General features: G+C 34.6%; 14 protein-coding genes. 11 read left to right on the forward strand and 3 right to left on the reverse strand.

Features of this window, described 5'->3' with window-relative positions; genetic code table 11:
• The first annotated feature begins 108 nt into the window (after nucleotides 1–108).
• From CLU81_RS11890 to CLU81_RS11930, 8 genes are all read left to right on the forward strand, one after another.
• Nucleotides 109–954 carry an NAD(P)-dependent oxidoreductase gene (locus tag CLU81_RS11890; protein ID WP_099710008.1) on the forward strand — a complete coding sequence of 282 codons (846 nt, stop codon included), beginning with the start codon at nucleotides 109–111 and terminating at the stop codon, nucleotides 952–954.
• A 364-nt stretch (nucleotides 955–1318) separates the two neighbouring features.
• Nucleotides 1319–3214, forward strand: a complete 1896-nt coding sequence (locus tag CLU81_RS11895; protein WP_099710009.1) for a DUF2207 domain-containing protein — start codon at nucleotides 1319–1321, stop codon at nucleotides 3212–3214.
• 41 nt (nucleotides 3215–3255) lie between these two features.
• A complete protein-coding gene (locus CLU81_RS11900; RefSeq protein ID WP_099710010.1) occupies nucleotides 3256–3729 on the forward strand; it encodes a methylated-DNA--[protein]-cysteine S-methyltransferase in 474 nt (157 codons plus the stop codon).
• Nucleotides 3730–3815: 86 nt separating this feature from the next.
• Entirely contained in the window at nucleotides 3816–4529 is a 714-nt protein-coding gene (locus tag CLU81_RS11905) for a 3'-5' exonuclease (RefSeq protein WP_099710011.1), read from the forward strand.
• Between the two features lie 85 nt (nucleotides 4530–4614).
• Nucleotides 4615–5688: a winged helix DNA-binding domain-containing protein gene (locus tag CLU81_RS11910; protein WP_099710012.1), complete on the forward strand. Its 1074-nt coding sequence runs from the start codon at nucleotides 4615–4617 to the stop codon at nucleotides 5686–5688.
• 534 nt (nucleotides 5689–6222) lie between these two features.
• A complete protein-coding gene (locus tag CLU81_RS11920; RefSeq protein ID WP_099710014.1) occupies nucleotides 6223–7662 on the forward strand; it encodes a nucleoside recognition domain-containing protein in 1440 nt (479 codons plus the stop codon).
• A gap of 224 nt (nucleotides 7663–7886) precedes the next feature.
• On the forward strand, nucleotides 7887–8621 hold the full coding sequence (locus CLU81_RS11925) for a hypothetical protein (protein WP_099710015.1): 735 nt from the start codon (nucleotides 7887–7889) through the stop codon (nucleotides 8619–8621).
• A 69-nt stretch (nucleotides 8622–8690) separates the two neighbouring features.
• Nucleotides 8691–10295 carry a fumarate hydratase gene (locus CLU81_RS11930; RefSeq protein WP_099710016.1) on the forward strand — a complete coding sequence of 535 codons (1605 nt, stop codon included), beginning with the start codon at nucleotides 8691–8693 and terminating at the stop codon, nucleotides 10293–10295.
• Nucleotides 10296–10608: 313 nt separating this feature from the next.
• Here CLU81_RS11930 and CLU81_RS11935 read toward each other — a convergent pair whose 3' ends face one another.
• A complete protein-coding gene (locus CLU81_RS11935) occupies nucleotides 10609–11106 on the reverse strand; it encodes a PAS domain-containing protein (protein ID WP_099710017.1) in 498 nt (165 codons plus the stop codon).
• Between the two features lie 98 nt (nucleotides 11107–11204).
• Nucleotides 11205–12287: a DNA polymerase IV gene (gene dinB, locus CLU81_RS11940; protein WP_099710018.1), complete on the reverse strand. Its 1083-nt coding sequence runs from the start codon at nucleotides 12285–12287 to the stop codon at nucleotides 11205–11207.
• A gap of 140 nt (nucleotides 12288–12427) precedes the next feature.
• On the opposite strand from dinB, the gene CLU81_RS11945 reads away from it, so the two are divergent.
• Both CLU81_RS11945 and CLU81_RS11950 read left to right on the forward strand, forming a co-directional pair.
• A complete protein-coding gene (locus CLU81_RS11945) occupies nucleotides 12428–13162 on the forward strand; it encodes a metallophosphoesterase family protein (RefSeq protein ID WP_099710019.1) in 735 nt (244 codons plus the stop codon).
• Nucleotides 13163–13215: 53 nt separating this feature from the next.
• Nucleotides 13216–13743 carry a DUF6646 family protein gene (locus CLU81_RS11950; protein ID WP_099710020.1) on the forward strand — a complete coding sequence of 176 codons (528 nt, stop codon included), beginning with the start codon at nucleotides 13216–13218 and terminating at the stop codon, nucleotides 13741–13743.
• Between the two features lie 257 nt (nucleotides 13744–14000).
• On the opposite strand, the gene CLU81_RS11955 is transcribed toward CLU81_RS11950, so the two are convergent.
• Nucleotides 14001–14888, reverse strand: a complete 888-nt coding sequence (locus CLU81_RS11955) for an S-adenosyl-l-methionine hydroxide adenosyltransferase family protein (RefSeq protein WP_099710021.1) — start codon at nucleotides 14886–14888, stop codon at nucleotides 14001–14003.
• 214 nt (nucleotides 14889–15102) lie between these two features.
• Here CLU81_RS11955 and CLU81_RS11960 point away from each other — a divergent pair, with 214 nt between their 5' ends.
• Complete coding sequence (locus CLU81_RS11960) at nucleotides 15103–17757, forward strand: TonB-dependent receptor (RefSeq protein WP_099710022.1); 2655 nt, start codon at nucleotides 15103–15105, stop codon at nucleotides 17755–17757.
• Nucleotides 17758–18107: the final 350 nt, after the last annotated feature.

The following is an 18107-nucleotide window of genomic DNA, read 5'->3' on the forward strand; positions in this document are numbered from 1 at the left end:
GCCTTTTCTTGATTAAATCGTAGTTCCCCAGCTAAAGCTGGAGTCTATTCAAAAAAAACTTTGCGACTTTGCGTCTTTGCGAGATTACCATTCAACTCAAAACAAAAAATGAAAAAAATAAGCATATTAGGTTGCGGTTGGCTCGGTTTGCCTTTAGCGAAAAGCTTAATCGTAAAAAAGCGTTATTCGGTAAACGGATCAACAACTTCTGAGGATAAACTTCTTGTTTTGGAAAATGCAGGAATAAATCCGTTTTTGGTAATCCTGAACGATCCCGAAGCTTCGGGAGAAGGAGCAAGCGAAAATGTTTCTGAAAGTATCATTCCATTTTTAGCTGAAAGCGAAATCTTAATCATTGATATTCCGCCTAAATTGAGAGGAAATAATGATGATTCTTCCCGAAAGGTTTTTGTAGAAAAAATAGAAAATCTAATTCCATTTATAGAAAAATCAACTGTAAAAAAAGTACTTTTTGTAAGCTCAACTGCGGTTTATGGAAATGACAACGGAATCATTACTGAAGAAACGATTGCAAATCCGGAAACGGAAAGCGGAAAACAATTGCTTTTGGCGGAAGCTGTTTTACAAAAAAATCAAAATTTCGGAACCACAATTTTACGCTTCGGCGGATTAATTGGCGAAGATCGTCATCCCGTTAAACATTTAGCCGGAAAGGAAAACCTTGAAAATCCCGATGCGCCCATAAATTTAATTCATCAAAATGATTGCATCAGAATCATTGAGGAAATAATCCACCTATCAAAATGGAATGAAGTTTTTAACGCTGTTGCGCCTTTTCATCCAACTCGAGAGGAATATTATACGCAACAAGCAAAAGAACAGAACTTAACTTTACCCAAATTCAGCGCTGAAAAATCGAATATCAAAAAGACTATTTCAAGTGAAAAAATAGAAAACCTATTAAACTACCAATTTAAACTGGAGGATTATTGAACCATATAAGTTATATAAGTTCATTTTAGTTGGATTGCTAAAACATTGGGATTAAAAATAATGCCGTGTAATATTTAACCGCAAAGCGCGCTAAGATTTACGCAAAGATGATAAATAGCCAATGGTTTCAACCATTGGGACACAATGAATTTATCACGAACATCCCAAGGTTGAAACCTTGGGCTATGTTTTTCGCACTATTATTTAGACAAAGCTTTGCGAACTTTGTGTTTTCTATGCGTAAAGAAAAATTAAACCTTAGCGTCCTTTGCGGTAAAAACCCACCCAGTTTTATATTTCCTTATATAACTTACATGGTTTAAAAACAAAATTCTTATTTTCACTTCGCAAAATAACTTCTTTCATGGTAAGACATTTCAGGTTTATATTCACTTTCAGCATTTTATTACTTTCATTATCGCAATGTTTCGCTCAAACAGATTCAACGGAAACAGAAGAACATGAACGTACGGAAAGAATAAAACAATTTCACTCAGACATTCTGGTGAAGGAAAACGGAAATATTATTGTTACCGAAACCATTACCGTTTATGCCGCAGAACAAGAAATAGATCACGGTATTTTTCGCCAACTTCCAATGAAAAATTATTCACCTAAAGCGCGTAGAAATAATTTTTATACCGTTTTGGATCTTACCAAAGATTGGCTCAAAGAACCTTATCACACAGAAATAAATAGCGAGAATTTCACGATTTATGTTGGCGACAAACACATTTCACTTAAAGAAGGAACTTATACTTATAAAATAACTTACGAAGTCGAAGCGCAAATTCTGCCATACGACAACTTCGACGAGGTTTATTGGAATGTTACCGGAAACTATTGGCAATTTGATATTGAAAATGTTTCTGCAAAAGTAATTTTACCAAACGGCGCATCTGTTTTACAAACGCATTGTTATACCGGATTTTTAGGATCAAAAGAAAGTGATTGTAATTCAAAAATTGGTGGAAATTCCGTTTATTTTACTTCAAAAAATTTAAAACAAGAAGAAGGTTTTACTGTAGCCGTAGGATTTCCAAAAGGAATTGTCCATCAACCGTTCTTTTCGCCGCATTACAAAATGGAGGAATTTGTCTCGGCAGGAAAATTACTTTTAGCCTTTCTGCCCGTTTCAATTTGTTTCCTGTTTTTCTATTTTTCATGGAAAACGTATGGCGAAGATCCTTTACCTTCTCATGAAAGCAGTGAATCCATAGATTTAAAAGGACGTTTTTCAGCAACTTCACTTAGATATTTAAAAGAAAGATATTCTAATTCTCAAACGCTTTTGGTTACGATAATTAGTCTTTCGATTAAAGGCGCAATCGAGATTACCGGAAATGGTTTGCAAACATGGAAAGAAGGATTTGAATATTATCTGGTAAAAGGGACAAAAACAACAAATTTATCTCTGGAAGAAAATGCCGTTTTAGAGACTTTATTCAAAGAAAGTAACACTTTTGCAATCAACGCTGAGTCTTATATTGTTTTTGGTGAGGCAGAAAAAGCGCTTGAAAAATCACTTAAAAGTCAGTACAATATAAAGGATTATTTTTCTGTCAATCTAAAACAAATCTTTATTGGAGTACTGCTTACGATTGCAGCAATTGCCGGATATAGTTACTTAACGGCAGGCACAGCATTACTATTTGTGATCTTTGGTTTTTCTATGATGATGCTTACCATAATATTAATCACTGTAGCCATCAATTCAATTAGAAATAAACAAGCTGCAATAGCTCTTCCTTGCATAATTATTTCCATTTTTACTGGCGTTTTTACCTACGCTGCTTTTTTTGCTGTGAATGTCGACAAAAACTATTCGGCTCTAAATGCATTAGTTATATTTTTAATACTTGCCGGTTTTGCAATATATCTGAGCCTAATTAGTTCTTATACTAAACTGGGACTTGCTGTAAAAAACCAAACTGAAAATTTAAAACAGCAGTTATTAAATTATGTTTTAGATCAAAATTCAAATATTATAAAAACGTACGAAGAAAATTTACCTTACGCTTTTGCATTGGGAATTGAAGAAGAATGGAATTTAAAATTTGAAGAAGCCTTAAAAAATCTAAATTACACCAGTAACTGGATCAAAACCAGCGATGGTTCTGTTGGATTCTCCAATCAAATTGTAGTTCATTTTTATGACACTTATAATTCCTCTTCAGCTTCGAGTTCTTCCAGCAGCGGAAGTTCAGGTGGTGGAAGCTCCGGCGGAGGTGGCGGAGGAGGCGGTGGCGGTGGCTGGTAAAATTCACACCGCAATTAGAACAATTAAATACACTATTCAAGATGAATCATACAGTTCACATCCAGACTCCTATAGGAATTGCGCGAATTATTGGGGACGAAAATGGAGTTTCGGAGATTTCTGTTTTAGATGAAGGAGAAATTTCTACAGAGATTCCCGATGAATTAAAAGATGCCGTTCTTCAACTTCAGGAATACTTTGATAAAAAAAGACTTAATTTCGATTTCAAACTAAACCCAAAAGGAACCGAGTTTCAGCAAAAAGTATGGAAATCTCTATTAGAAATTCCATATGGAAAAACGATAAGTTACATGGATCAGACTAAAAAACTGGGCGATGTAAAAGCGATTCGTGCCGTAGCATCTGCAAATGGCAAAAATCCGTTATGGATTGTCGTGCCTTGTCATCGTGTTATTGGCACAAATGGTTCGTTAACCGGTTATGCGGGAGGTTTATATCGTAAAAAATGGTTACTCGAACATGAAAACCCAACAACGCAACAAAGTTTATTTTAAAAATTATAGTCTATTTCTTATATAAAATAGAATTTGTGCGTACTTTTATAAATCTAAGATGTCTAATATCTAAGAAGTCTTAAAACATGATTGAAAAAATAAACCTCAACAACATATTATTTCTCGATATAGAAACCGTTCCGGAAGAAGAGAACTTCAATTCGCTTGACGCGGAAATGCAATCTTTATGGGATCATAAAACACAATATCAAAGAAAGGACGATTTTACTCCCGAAGAATTTTACGATCGCGCCGGAATTTGGGCCGAGTTTGGGAAGATTATCTGTATTTCTGTTGGATATTTTACAATAAAAGGTGATGTCCGAAATTTTAGAGTAACATCGTTTTTTGGCGATGAAAAGAAGATATTAAAGGACTTCAATAATCTGCTGAACAATCATTTTAATCAGCCGCAACATCTTTTATGCGGACATAATGCCAAAGAATTTGATATTCCGTTTATTGCCCGAAGAATGATCATCAACCAAATTGCGATTCCGGACAAACTGAATTTATTTGGCAAGAAACCTTGGGAAATTGCCCATTTAGACACTTTAGAATTATGGAAGTTTGGCGACTATAAACATTTCACGTCTTTAAAGTTGCTGACTAAGATTCTCGGTGTTCCATCGCCAAAAGGCGATATCGACGGAAGTCAGGTTGGCCATGTTTATTACGTAGAAAAAGACATCGACCGAATTATAACATATTGCGAAAAAGATACGATTGCCGTAGCGCAGGTTTTCCTTCGCTTACGCCGAGAAGAGTTATTAATAGATGATGAAATTATTCACGTTTAATTAAAGGGACAAAGGTGCAGAGGCACAAAGGGATAAAGTTTATTAAAATGAACTTACATCACTTATATGGTTTAAAAATCACAAAATGACACATCAGGAAATATCACATTATCGTCTTATTTCGCAAAAGCTTTATAAAACGACTCCATGTTCACCGCAGGAAATTGTACGGCATTTAGGCGCCATGCAAGCGCAGGATTATGCGATGGCAAAGTGGGCGATTGGTTCTCGCTGTGATTCTTCTGAAAAAGCGATTGAAGAAGCTGTAAGTTCAGCCGAAATTATTCGAACTCATATTCTAAGACCAACCTGGCATTTTGTTGCTTCCGATGATATTTACTGGATGTTGGATGTTTCGGCGCCACAAGTCAAACGATTTACCGCTTCGGCTGCCAAAAAATATGGCTATGATGATAAAAAACTAGATCAGGTTAATTCTCAAATCGAAAAAATGTTAAGTGGGAATAATCATTTGACACGCGACGAAATCATGCAGGAACTTAATATTAAAAAAACTTCTAACGAAGATTTTCTAAGTGCCGCAATTATGATGAATGCCGAATTGGATGGTTTAGTTTGTAATGGAAGAATGAAAGGCAAACAAATCACTTATTCTCTACTTGAAGAAAGAGTTGCTAAGCCAAAAAACAAACTTACAAAAGAAGAAGCTTTGGCAAAATTAGCGCTTCGATATTTCAAAAGTCATGGTCCCGCAACGTTACTTGACTTTTCGTGGTGGTCTGGTTTTCCGCCAACTACCTGCAAATCGACTATTAACGCAATAGAGTTGCAATTGAATTCTATTGAGATTGATAACCAAACATATTGGTTTGGAAATGATATTTCTGTGGAATCTGACTTCCGCGAAAGCGTACATTTTCTTCCTGCTTTTGATGAGATTTTAATTTCGTATAAAACTCGTGAAGCGTCAATTTTAACTGAACATCAATCTAAAGCTTTTACCAATAATGGAATCTTTAAACCTATTATTCTCGAAAACGGAAAAGTTATTGGAACCTGGAAAAGAACTATCAAAAAAGATTACGCCAAAATAGAAACGCAATTTTTTCATGAAAGCGAAAGTCATAAAAAAGCGATTCTGTTTGAAGAACTTAAAGCTTTTGAAAACTATCTGGGAACAAAAATTGTGATCGAATGAGATTTTTAATATTTTTAAAAAATCAAAAACTATTAAATGCATAAAAAAATTATTTCTTTTACTTTTTCATTACTCGGAATTGTTTCACTATTTCTTCCATATAATAAAGTTGTTATTACTGCTTGTGGAGAAAACTTCAGTTCGAGAGACTATTATTACGATAGCTTTATAACAATCTTTTCTGATTTTTTCAGTACATTACCTCGTTTAAACAATTTAATAGAAACTTTACTTCTTCTCCTAGTATGTTTTTCACTCAGTTTTTCTTCAATTCTATTTTTATTGAATAAAATTACCACATCTATTATTCTTGTTATTTTAACATTGGTAATAATGTCTATCTCTTTTTACAATTTACATAATGATTTAGGCTTTGGATATTATGTAATCATTTTTCAACAAGTAGCTCTTTTGTTTTATATCATCTATTCAAAAAACAAAATCAAAATAAATTAATTTTGTCTTAAATCACGAAATTGACTTTTGTAATTGTCATTGCAATTGATTTATTACATTTACAAAAAAATTAACATTATGGTATTAAGTAGATTTTGGTTAACTATTTTTATTTCGTCGATTATCTTTATTATAATCAGCTTATTCACAGCCAACACTTATACTATTGATTATGTTTTGAATGGAAAAAAGGATGATCCTATTCTTGTTTCAGAAAAATATGCAGAGCAACTTCCTGCTTTCATAAAAGACAGCATCAAAAAAGCGCCGGATCAAACGATGATTATCAATCGTGATACGCTTAATGCCGACACAACTTATGTTTATAAAAACAAAACCGTAAAAATTTACAGCGGCGTTCAAAAATCAGATGGTTTATTGCCAACTTGTAAAACTACTTTGCTCGATTTGATTCTGCCACTTATCGCCTATTTAGCTTTTTTCTGCGGATTAATGGAGCTTTTAATCATTTCTGGAGTATCCGGAAAATTAGCTAAAGCATTGAGTCCGGTTTTTGTAAAAGTGTTTCCAAGTATTCCCAAAAACCACCCTTCTATTTCTTACATGACGTTAAACTTTGCTGCGAACTTCTTAGGATTAGATTCTGCTGCAACACCATTTGGTCTTAAAGCAATGGAAAGTTTACAAGAAATCAACCCCGATAAAGACAAAGCCAGCGACGCACAAATTATGTTTATGTGTCTGCACGCTTCTGGTTTGACTTTGATCGCAACTTCTATTATTGGTTATCGCGCTGCTGCAAATGCAAGTAATCCTGCAGATGTTATGTTGCCTTGTATCATTACTTCGTTTATTGGTACAATTGCCGCTTTTTTAATTGTTGGAATCAAACAAAAAATTAACTTTAAAAGTGCTTCTCTTGTTATCGCCTTAATGGTATTAATCGCCGCCATTGTTGGTTTGTTGATGTATGTGAACCATTTGGACTTAATAGGGAAAAATTATTTTACGGCTAATCTTTCGGGATTAATATTAATTGGGATAATTGTTGCGACTTTGATTTTTTCATTCATACATGAAAAGAAATTTACCGAAGCAAACACTACCGTTTTTGATGCATTTGTTGTAGGAGCAAATAACGGAGTTAAAACGGGAGTTACTATTTTTCCTTATGTTTTAGGAATGTTGGTCGCTATTTCATTATTCAGAAACAGTGGTTTATTTGAAATCATTAGTGATGGAATTGCTTTTATTTTCTCAAATATGGGTGTCAATAAACAAATTACCGATGCTTTGCCGGTTGCGATGTTAAGACCTTTTAGTTCTGCAGGATCACGAGGCTTTTTAATTGATTCAATGAATACTTTTGGCGCTGATTCCTTAACGGGAAGATTAAGCAGCATTTTTCAATGTAGTGCCGAAAGCACTTTTTATGTGATTGCCGTTTATTTTGGTTCTGTTAATATCAAAAATACACGATATGCTTTAGGCACAATGCTTCTGGTTGATGTGATTTGTGTAATTACGGCGATTTTTGTTGCTAGTTGGTTTTTTTAAAAACCGGATTAAATTCAAATCCGCCCCATTATTTTATCTAAACCGGATTAAAATCCGGCTCTACAATATAAATCGAGCCGTTGGCTCTTTATTTTGAAATTTTGTAAAAAATGAGAGAAACATACATCATTCGAATACAATTTGTTAAAGTTCCGAAGGAACGAACCATATTGTAAGGCTGGACTTTAGTCCAGTTTAACACAAAATAAATTAATACCACATTCATGAAACCACAATCCCTTTTTATTTTATTTCTATTGATTGGTTGTCAAAAACCAAAATCTGAATCACAAATATCAAGTATAAAGCCTACAGAAACCAAAACAGAAGTAGTTATCGCAAAAGAAGCAAAATTCTTAAAAACGGATACACTTTTTATTTCTGAAGGCGAAGAAAACGCCAAAAACAGTTATATCCTGGCGCATCTTGTAGACCAGAAGGCAGATAAAGACAGTATTGTAACAGGAAAATATCAACTTGATTTTTATCAGAATAAAAGTAAAACTGCTACTTCAAAGATTACGATTAAAGGAATTGAAAAAGGATCAGAATGGGGAGCTTCTTATGGATTGACTTCGGCTACAGCCAAAAATTCTCCGTTTATTCAAATCAGTTTTGGATATCCTGCTTGCGGATATAATCAAAGTCACTATTTGTATCATTTGAAAAACAGCAATTTACAACTCGTTTATGAATGGGATTCTATGACTGATAGTGGTTGGGGAAACTGGGTTGAATTCGAAAATTCTTCGGCGAAAACCAATCCTGAATCATTCTATTGCAAAACTGTTTCTTTTGAGCCTGAAGATAATGACGAAAACATGGGAACTGTTACACATTCAGATTCGATTGTTTTTCGCTTAAGCGGAAATAGTTATAAAAAGCAGCTTCTTTCGGCAAAAGACAAAACTTATTTCGAGAAAAAAATGTCTTTTGATGCTTTTCACAATCAAAAATAAACACGTAAACAGCCCTTATTCAAATTCTTTCTTAGGTAAATAATTTCTAACTTTGTAAAAAACAAAGCAATGATTGATTTTATATACCAAGACCCTTATCCTATTTTAAAGGATGATACGCAATACCGCAAAATTACTTCTGATTTTGTAAAAGTAGAGCAATTTGGAGAACGTGAAGTTTTAACCGTTGATCCAAAAGGACTAGAATTACTGGCTGAAGAAGCCTTAACTGATGTTTCGTTTATGTTGCGAACGACACATTTGCAAAAACTACGCAATATTCTTGACGATCCTGAAGCTACAGACAACGATCGTTTTGTGGCTTATAATTTGCTTCAAAATGCTTCTGTCGCTGCCGAAGGTCAATTACCAAGTTGCCAGGATACAGGAACGGCGATTGTAATGGCAAAAAAAGGAGAAAGCATCTTTACTGGTGTTGATGACGCTGAATGGTTGAGTAGAGGAATTTTCAATACGTACCAAAAACGTAATTTACGTTACTCACAAATTGTTCCGATTTCGATGTTTGAAGAAAAAAATTCAGGCTCGAATCTTCCGGCGCAAATTGATATTTATGCTAAAAAAGGAACTTCTTATGAGTTCTTGTTTATGGCAAAAGGGGGGGGATCTGCTAATAAAACATACTTATACCAACAAACTAAATCTTTATTGAATGATAAATCTATGGATGCTTTCATTCGTACAAAAATCAAAGATTTAGGAACTTCGGCTTGTCCGCCTTACCATTTAGCTTTAGTAATTGGAGGAACTTCTGCGGAAGCAAATCTAAGTGCAGTTAAAAAAGCTTCGGCAGGATATTACGATCATTTACCAACTTCGGGAAATATGGCTGGTCAGGCTTTTCGTGATATCGAATGGGAACAACGCGTTCAGAAAATCTGTCAGGAAAGTGCAATTGGTGCTCAATTTGGAGGAAAATATTTTACGCATGATGTTCGTGTAATTCGTTTGCCACGACATGCAGCTTCTTGTCCGGTTGGATTGGGGGTTTCGTGTTCTGCTGATAGAAATATCAAAGGAAAAATTACTAAAGACGGAATCTTCGTTGAGCAATTAGAAATAAACCCAAAACAATTTTTACCGGAAACGGCTCCACATTTAGAAGCTCCTGTAGAAATTGATCTTGATATGCCAATGGCAGATATTTTGGCTAAATTGAGCCAGTATCCAATTAAAACTCGTTTGAAATTAAACGGAACTGTGATTGTTGCTCGTGATATTGCTCACGCAAAAATCATGGAATTATTGGAAGCCGGAAAACCAATGCCGGAATATTTTAAAAACCATCCTGTTTATTACGCCGGACCTGCAAAAACTCCGGAAGGAATGGCTTCAGGAAGTTTTGGACCTACAACTGCCGGACGTATGGACGTTTATGTTGATGAATTCCAGAAACATGGCGGAAGTATGATTATGCTTGCAAAAGGAAACCGTACAAAACAAGTTACAGATGCATGTCAGAAATATGGCGGATTCTACTTGGGTTCTATTGGTGGTCCTGCAGCAATTTTGGCACAAGACAATATCTTAAAAGTTGAAGTTGTTGATTTTGAAGAATTAGGAATGGAAGCTGTTAGAAAAATTACCGTTAAAGATTTCCCTGCTTTTATCATTACTGATGATAAAGGAAATGATTTCTTCGAAAATTTGTAATTTTTAGGTTCTGAGGTACTAAGTTACTGAGGTTCTAAGTTTTTCTTTTAAGGAACAAAGTTACAGAGGGACAAAGGTTCAAAGTTTTATCCTCTTTTTATAAATTAGAAACCGCCTTTTGGGCGGTTTTGTTGTTTATATACTTTGATTGTCAAGCTTAAATTAACCGCAAAGTCCGCAAAGATTTTTTTCAAGTATGGTTTTATAAAAACACAAAGTTCGCAAAGCTTTGTGTTGATCAAGCTTTGCGAACTTTGTGTTTACTAAGCGCAATCAACAACAAAAAATACTTTGCGAACTTTGCGGTTAAACCCTACGCGCTTAGATTTTTTTCGAAAGCGATGAAATGCGTTAATTTTCCTTTTATATTAAAAACCGGCGAAGCATTGATTTTACATTTATAAACTCGGCCGTCTTTTCTGTAGTTTTGAATTGTTTTTTCAAACGGGATTTGCAATTTAACTGCTTCTCTCATTTCTTCTACAGCAGTTTTACACGTTGTTGGTCCCTGAAACATTCTAGGTGTTTTCCCAAGAACCTCTTCTTCTTTGTAACCCGTCATTTTTTTTAGTCCATTTGAAGCAAAAACAATTTTGAGATCTACGTCTGTAACCAAAACAACTTCGTCCTGAATTCGATCTTTAATATCAAGATTAACGTCATTCCAGGCAAATTGATCCGAAATCTTTTTCATTTTCTTCAAATCAGTCAAAACAGCTTTTAGTTCTCTCAAATATTCACAATGAAATTCCCATGCCATAATTGGCAGTGAATGACGACTTGAAGCTTCTTCAAATTTATTACTTTTCATTATAAATGATTCGTGTTAGTTTAACCTTTCTCTCAAAGATAGAAAGAAAATTCGTCACAAAACAATAAAAAACACGATTTAACGATAGATTAATTTAATCAAAAGGTAAATTTAAGCTGTACAACAACCGCCTTTTTTTCTTCGGTATTTAGATTACTTAACGAAATCCCGAGCAATCGAACAGAATCTTTCATACGTTCCTGATACAATAATTCTTCTACTGTTTCTATAATCAGACTTTTATCTGAGATAAAATAAGGCAAGGTTTTGCTTCTTGTTTGTTGTGTAAAATCACTGTATTTAATTTTTAGAGTTACAGTTTTTCCGGAGATATTGTGTTTTTTTAGTCGTCTTTCTAATGAAACGGCAATTTTATCAAGTTGTTCCAACATAAAAATCTCCGAAGATAAATTCACATCAAAAGTATGTTCTGCCGCAACAGATTTGGTAATTCGGTTTGATTTTACTTCACTATTATGGATTCCTCGAACCACTTTATAATAAAAAGCTCCAGATTTTCCGAAGTGTTTCTCCAAAAATTCCAGCGATTTACTTTTTAAATCTGTTCCGGTAAAAATTCCCAATTGGTACATTTTTTCCGTCGTCACTTTTCCAACGCCGTAAAACTTCCTGATTGGTAATTCTTCCAGAAAAGCCTCGACTTCATCCGGATTTACCGTTTTTTGTCCGTTTGGTTTGTTATAATCACTAGCAATTTTGGCTACAAATTTATTTACCGAAATTCCCGCTGAAGCTGAAATTCCAACTTCATTCAAAATTCGCATTCTGATTTCCTGCGCAAGCAAACTGGCACTTGGATTTCCTTTTTTATTCTGAGTTACATCAAGATAAGCTTCGTCAAGCGAAAGTGGCTCAACCAAATCTGTATATTCGTGAAAAATCTGATGAATTTTATTCGAAATCTCTTTGTATCGATCAAATCTTGGGCGAACAAAGATAATTTCTGGACAATATTTTTTAGCTAAAACACCACTTATAGCACTTCGGACTCCAAATTTTCTTGCTTCATAACTTGCTGCCGAAACTACTCCTCTATTTTCTGAACCACCAACAGCAACGGGTTTTCCGCGCAAAGCAGGATTATCCATTTGCTCTACCGAAGCATAAAAAGCATCCATATCAATATGGATAATTTTTCGATATGTTGGCGCATCTGACATTATGCAAATTTAAATAGTAAAGCATTAATAAGAATGCTGTTAATAGTTATAAATCGTATCAATTTTTAAAGATTCTCAACTTAATGATCTCAAACAAATCATTTTCTTTATTTTTGTACTTCTACACGAAATAATATAAAATGCGAACATTTGTTATAGGCGACATACACGGCGGATTACTAGCGCTTGAACAAGTGATGAAAAGAGCCGAAATTACTACCCAGGATACTTTGATATTCTTAGGCGATTATGTTGATGGATGGAGCCAGTCGCCACAAGTAATTGATTTTCTGATTGACTTAAAAAGCAAACAAAATTGTATTTGCATTAAAGGAAATCATGATGATTTACTACTGTCATGGTTTAGAAATGAAACTGAAGAAATTGACGAAACTTCGTGGTACAAACACGGTGGTGAAGCAACTGTAAAGGCTTACGAAAAAGTAACTCCCGAAACAATCAAAATTCATATTGCATTTTTAGAATCACTGGAAGATTACTATCTGGACGAAGAAAACCGTTTGTATGTACACGCAGGTTTTACAAACGTGAATGGTATAACGTATGAATATTTCCCTAAATTATTCTTTTGGGACAGAACATTGTGGGAAACGGCACTTTCATTAGATCCAAATCTTAAAGAAGGCGACTTATTTTATCCTAAACGCTTTACTTTATACAAAGAAATCTTTATTGGACATACGCCTGTAACCCGAATTGGTGAAACCGTTCCTGTTCAAAAAGCCAATGTCTGGAATGTAGATACCGGCGCGGCTTTTAAGGGTCCGCTAACAATGATGAATGTCGAAACCAAAGAGTTCTATCAAAGCGATCCGTTAAATGAATTGTATTTCGACGAAAAAGGTAGGAATTAATCTATAAAAGGCTATTTTTGCACTTTAAAAAAAATAATTAATATTTAAGTTTTATGAAAAAGATCATCACACTTTTGTTTTTAGTATCATTTGGAATTACACAAGCGCAACAAGCTTTTAAAGGAAAAGGCGATATTAAAGTTAACGTAGGGGCGAATCTTCAAGATGGTGGTTCAGGAATTCAAGGATCAGTTGATTTTGGTTTAGGAGAAAATTTCTCTTTTGGTTTTGTTGCTAATTATTTATTAGGCGTTGATAATTTTAATGGTTTTTACCACAATAACCCAACTCCATACACTGATAAAAAACCAGATTTCAGCGATCGTTTTGATGCTAAAGCAAGAATTAATGCAAATTTAAGCAGCGTTATTGGTGTTGAACAACTAGATGTATATCCTGGTTTAAGTTTAGGATTACACAATTTTGGTGGACATGTTGGTGGTCGTTACTTTTTTACTGACGGATTTGGTGTTTTCACAGAAATTGGATTCCCAATTGCAAAATATGGTAGTAATAATGATGTATTCGATCATTTAAATAATCAAACTACTTTTAGTTTAGGAGCTTCTTTTAATTTATAAGAGTTTTTAACCGCAAAGTGCGCGAAGTTTTACGCAAAGTTCGCAATGTATTTCTCGCAAAGTCGCAGAGACGCAAAGCTTTTTAAATAATAAAAACCGCCTGATTTGGCGGTTTTTTTATTCTAATGAATTCAAGTGTCATCCTGAGCGAAGTCGAAGGCTTGCCAATTGTAACGGGGCTTCGACTTCGCTCAACCTGACAAAACAAAAAAACCGCTCAAATGAGCGGTTTTTGTTTTGTATAAAATATCCGTGAATTATTTGCTTAGCAAAATACTCCAATCTGCTCCGCTGTAGATTTTATATTTTTCAGAGAAACTTCCTTGATTTACTGCTAATGAAAAATTCAAAAGACTGTTAAAATAACAAACATCTGTACCAACCTGAACTTCTCCAAAAGTGTGTACCAATTTTAATTTTCCATCATAAACCTTTTTAGTTCCTTTGAAAATCTGGATTTTAACGATATCTCCAGCTTTCAAATCTAAATTCGCAAAAGTCTTTTTGTCAATATTTGTCCAAACGTTTCCGTATTGAATATCTAAAATTGGAATTCCGCCTTTTATAATTCCTTTTTCGAAAACCGGTTTTTGATATTCGATTTTTACTACTTCGTTTGGTAATTTTGGTCCAACTTCTTCAAACGTAATTGTTTTTGATGCTAAACGTGCTCCGGTAAAAGCGTACACATCGCGACCGTGAAATGTATAAGATTCATTTGAATTCTGACGACGGTTTTTTACTTCGTCAATTTCACGAACTTCCTGAATCCCTAATTGTTCTGCGATCAAAGTTAAAGTTCCGTTATCCGGCGTTACAAAATAGTGTCCTGATTTGGTCAATAAAACAACTGAATGTCTTGAAGTACCAACTCCCGGATCACAAACTGAAACAAAAACAGTTCCTGCAGGATAATATTGTGCCGTTTGAGACAAACGATATGCTGCTTCCCAAATATTAAATGCAGGGATTTCATGAGTTACATCAAATATTTTCAAATCGGTTGAAACTCCCATCGCAACCCCTTTCATAGCAGATACTGCTCCATCTTTCAAACCAAAATCTGATTGAAAAACCAATACGTTATTTTGTGAAAAACCATTAAATGTAATAGCACACAAAAAAAGTAATAATCGTAATTTCATTTTTTCTCTTTTTAAATTTTCAGCAAAGATATTTCATAAAACTTGAAAATTGACACGTTGAACTTATAAAAAACATCATTTTATAAATCGATTTTAATTATTTACAATTACATTTGCATTTTATTCATAAGTCTATATAAATACTAGACAATTACTTTTCATTTCTTCCATTTGAAGAAGAATCATTACATCATATTCAAAACCAAATTCACCAATGAGAAAAAAATTACAAATTGTGCTAACCGCAATTCTCACTCTATCGAGTACTTTGTTTTTTGCACAAAATCACGAGATAAAAGGAACAATTACAAATGAAAGCGGAAATCCGTTGGAATTTGCGACTGTTCTTATCAAAGGAACTCAAACTAATACGACAACCGATGCTTTAGGAAAATTTACTGTAACTGCTGCAACAAATAACCCTACGCTTATCGTATCGCTATTTGGCTATCAAACGAAAGAATTGGTGGCAAAAGATCATTTTGTTGATGTACAATTGGCTTTGGAAAACAATAGTCTTGACGAAATTGTAGTTGTAGGAAGTAGAAATCCTAAGAAAAGTAAACTTGAAACTGCAGTTCCTGTTGATGTTGTGAACTTGGCTAAAATCAGAAATATAACGCCACAGACTACTACAAACGATATTTTGACGTATATGATTCCGTCTTTTAATTCAAACAGACAATCTTCATCGGATGGAACGGAACATATTGATCCGGCTTCTTTGAGAGGTTTAGGTCCTGATCAGGTTTTGGTTTTGGTAAATGGAAAAAGAAGACATACTACTTCATTGGTAAATTATCAAAATACGGTTGGAAACGGTTCTGTTGGTACAGATTTAAGTGCGATTCCGGCTTCGTCAATAAAACGTATTGAAGTTTTGCGCGATGGTGCGGCAGCTCAATATGGTTCTGATGCGATTGCGGGTGTAATCAATTTGGTTTTAAAAGATAACGCGGGTCTTGAAGTGAACGCAACTTATGGTTCAACATCTCGAGATGATGGCCAGACTACAAATGTGAACTTAAACTACGGAGCGAAAATTGGAAATAAAGGTGGTTTTATCAACTTAACCGGAGAATTTAATAATCGTGAAAAGACAAATCGTTCTCAAAATAACAACCTGATTATCTTTGATCAATCGGCACAAGGAAATTTCTTTGCTTATGATTTTGCTGAAAATCCGGCGCAATCTCGTCAAATTGATGATGATTTATTAGCTCAAAACGGGTTGAAACGTGATGATTTCAATTTTCAGATTGGAGATGCAAAAATCAAAAACATTCAGGGATTCTTTAATACTTCTATTCCGTTAAACGATCAAATCGAATTTTATGCTTTTGGCGGCGTGAGTCACAGAAACGGAACGGGTTACGGTTTTAGACGTTTACCAAGCGAAACTGAAAATGTTGTTACTTCTATTTTCCCTTTCGGATTTCAACCGGAACTAAATTCTGTTGTAACGGATCTTTCGTCTTCTGTAGGTTTTAAATTTAAGTTTGGAGAATGGAAACTGGACGTGAGTAATACTATTGGTGAAAACAAGTTTATTTACGATGTATCGAACACAAACAACGTTTCCTTAGGTGACAATAGTCCAACAGATTTTAAGGCCGGAAATCACTCGTTTTTGCAAAACACAGTTAATGCCGATATTTCTCGATTGTATAAAGATGTTTTTCATGGTTTGAATGTTGCTTTTGGTGGTGAATATCGTTTTGAAAAATACAAAATTGTTCCAGGCGAAGAAGCTTCATATATTGACGGCGGAGCGCAATCATTCCCTGGATTTTCTCCTTTGAATGCTGTAAACGAAAACAGAAACAGCGTTGGCGTTTATGCTGATGTTGAAGCTGACGTTACCGAGAAATTATTAATTGGGATTGCAGGTCGCTACGAAGATTTTACTGATTTTGGAAATACTATTAACGGAAAATTATCTGCGAGATATAAAATCTTAGACAATCTTTTTGTTCGTGGCGCTATTAGTACAGGTTTTAGAGCACCATCTTTACACCAACAATTCTTCAATAACATCGCAACAGATGTTGTTGACGGACAACTCCTAAATTCAGGTATTTTTAGAAATGACAGCCAAGTTGCTAAAGAACTGGGAATTCCTAAATTGAAAGAGGAGACTTCAAGGAACTATAGTTTTGGTATTGTTTTTTCTCCAACAAAAAAATTACATATCACGGCTGATTATTACCATATTAGAATTGACAACAGAATTATCCTTACAGGAAATTTAGGAAATGATGCTTACGGAGAACCTGTTCCGGCGCTTCGTGATTTGTTTGCTCAATATGGCGCTCAAACGGGTCGCTTCTTTACGAATGCAATCAACACAACTACAAACGGAGTCGATGTTGTTATTGATTATGACTTGAATGTTGGTCCGGGAAAAATGAATCTTTCGCTATTGTACAACTACAATGATAACAAAGTTGATGATAAATTGAATAATATTCCGCCTTTGTTTATTGGTCAGGAAGATGTGTATTATGGTCCGCAGGAAAGAAGTTTGATCGAATCGAATACGCCTAAACATAAAGGTACTTTCGCAATTAATTATAGTTTAACGAAATGGAATTTCTTATTGAGAAACACTTATTTCGGCGAAGTAATTCGTGATGGTTTCCCTTTTGGAGGAATCCAGAAACATAACGGAAAAGTGGTTACTGATTTAACTGTTGCTTATAAATTAACTCCAAAAATTCAGATTGCTTTGGGAGCAAATAACTTATTTGATATTTTCCCGGACAAACAAATTTACGAAAACAGCTACTACGGAGTATTTAAATATGCGCCGGTTCAAATGGGAACTACCGGAGCTTATTACTTTGGACGTATGAGTTTTACACTATAATATTTAACCGCAAAGCGCGCAAAGTTATACGCTAAGTTCGCTGGTAAATTTCTCGCAAAGTCGCAGAGACGCAAAGTTTTTCATATATGACGAAACCGCCTTAATGGGCGGTTTTTGTTTTTAATAGCATCATAAACTAAGAAAAAATCTGTGTAAATCTGCGTTTTCGCAAAGCGAATCTGCATCATCCGCGTTCCTTTCAACAATTTACTTTGTAGAAGTTCGCTAGTAAATTTCTCGCAAAGACGCGAAGTCTCAAAGGTTTTGTCATTTCGACCGGAGGGAGAAATCACACAAGAAACTCCGCAATAGTCGACGCCAATCTTTGTAGATTTACTAGTGTGATTTCT

Origin of the sequence: Flavobacterium sp. 9 (genome assembly GCF_002754195.1) — a bacterium.
Classification (GTDB): Bacteria; Bacteroidota; Bacteroidia; order Flavobacteriales; family Flavobacteriaceae; genus Flavobacterium.

What these genes read in the sequence shown, in the direction of transcription:
- CLU81_RS11950 (WP_099710020.1), top strand. Translation starts at nt 13,216, where the DNA reads ATGAAAAAGATCATCACACTTTTGTTTTTAGTATCATTTGGAATTACA.
- CLU81_RS11930 (WP_099710016.1), top strand. Translation starts at nt 8,691, where the DNA reads ATGATTGATTTTATATACCAAGACCCTTATCCTATTTTAAAGGATGAT.
- CLU81_RS11905 (WP_099710011.1), top strand. Translation starts at nt 3,816, where the DNA reads ATGATTGAAAAAATAAACCTCAACAACATATTATTTCTCGATATAGAA.
- dinB (WP_099710018.1), bottom strand. Translation starts at nt 12,287, where the DNA reads ATGTCAGATGCGCCAACATATCGAAAAATTATCCATATTGATATGGAT.
- CLU81_RS11920 (WP_099710014.1), top strand. Translation starts at nt 6,223, where the DNA reads ATGGTATTAAGTAGATTTTGGTTAACTATTTTTATTTCGTCGATTATC.
- CLU81_RS11945 (WP_099710019.1), top strand. Translation starts at nt 12,428, where the DNA reads ATGCGAACATTTGTTATAGGCGACATACACGGCGGATTACTAGCGCTT.
- CLU81_RS11955 (WP_099710021.1), bottom strand. Translation starts at nt 14,888, where the DNA reads ATGAAATTACGATTATTACTTTTTTTGTGTGCTATTACATTTAATGGT.
- CLU81_RS11910 (WP_099710012.1), top strand. Translation starts at nt 4,615, where the DNA reads ATGACACATCAGGAAATATCACATTATCGTCTTATTTCGCAAAAGCTT.
- CLU81_RS11925 (WP_099710015.1), top strand. Translation starts at nt 7,887, where the DNA reads ATGAAACCACAATCCCTTTTTATTTTATTTCTATTGATTGGTTGTCAA.
- CLU81_RS11935 (WP_099710017.1), bottom strand. Translation starts at nt 11,106, where the DNA reads ATGAAAAGTAATAAATTTGAAGAAGCTTCAAGTCGTCATTCACTGCCA.
- CLU81_RS11900 (WP_099710010.1), top strand. Translation starts at nt 3,256, where the DNA reads ATGAATCATACAGTTCACATCCAGACTCCTATAGGAATTGCGCGAATT.
- CLU81_RS11960 (WP_099710022.1), top strand. Translation starts at nt 15,103, where the DNA reads ATGAGAAAAAAATTACAAATTGTGCTAACCGCAATTCTCACTCTATCG.
- CLU81_RS11890 (WP_099710008.1), top strand. Translation starts at nt 109, where the DNA reads ATGAAAAAAATAAGCATATTAGGTTGCGGTTGGCTCGGTTTGCCTTTA.
- CLU81_RS11895 (WP_099710009.1), top strand. Translation starts at nt 1,319, where the DNA reads ATGGTAAGACATTTCAGGTTTATATTCACTTTCAGCATTTTATTACTT.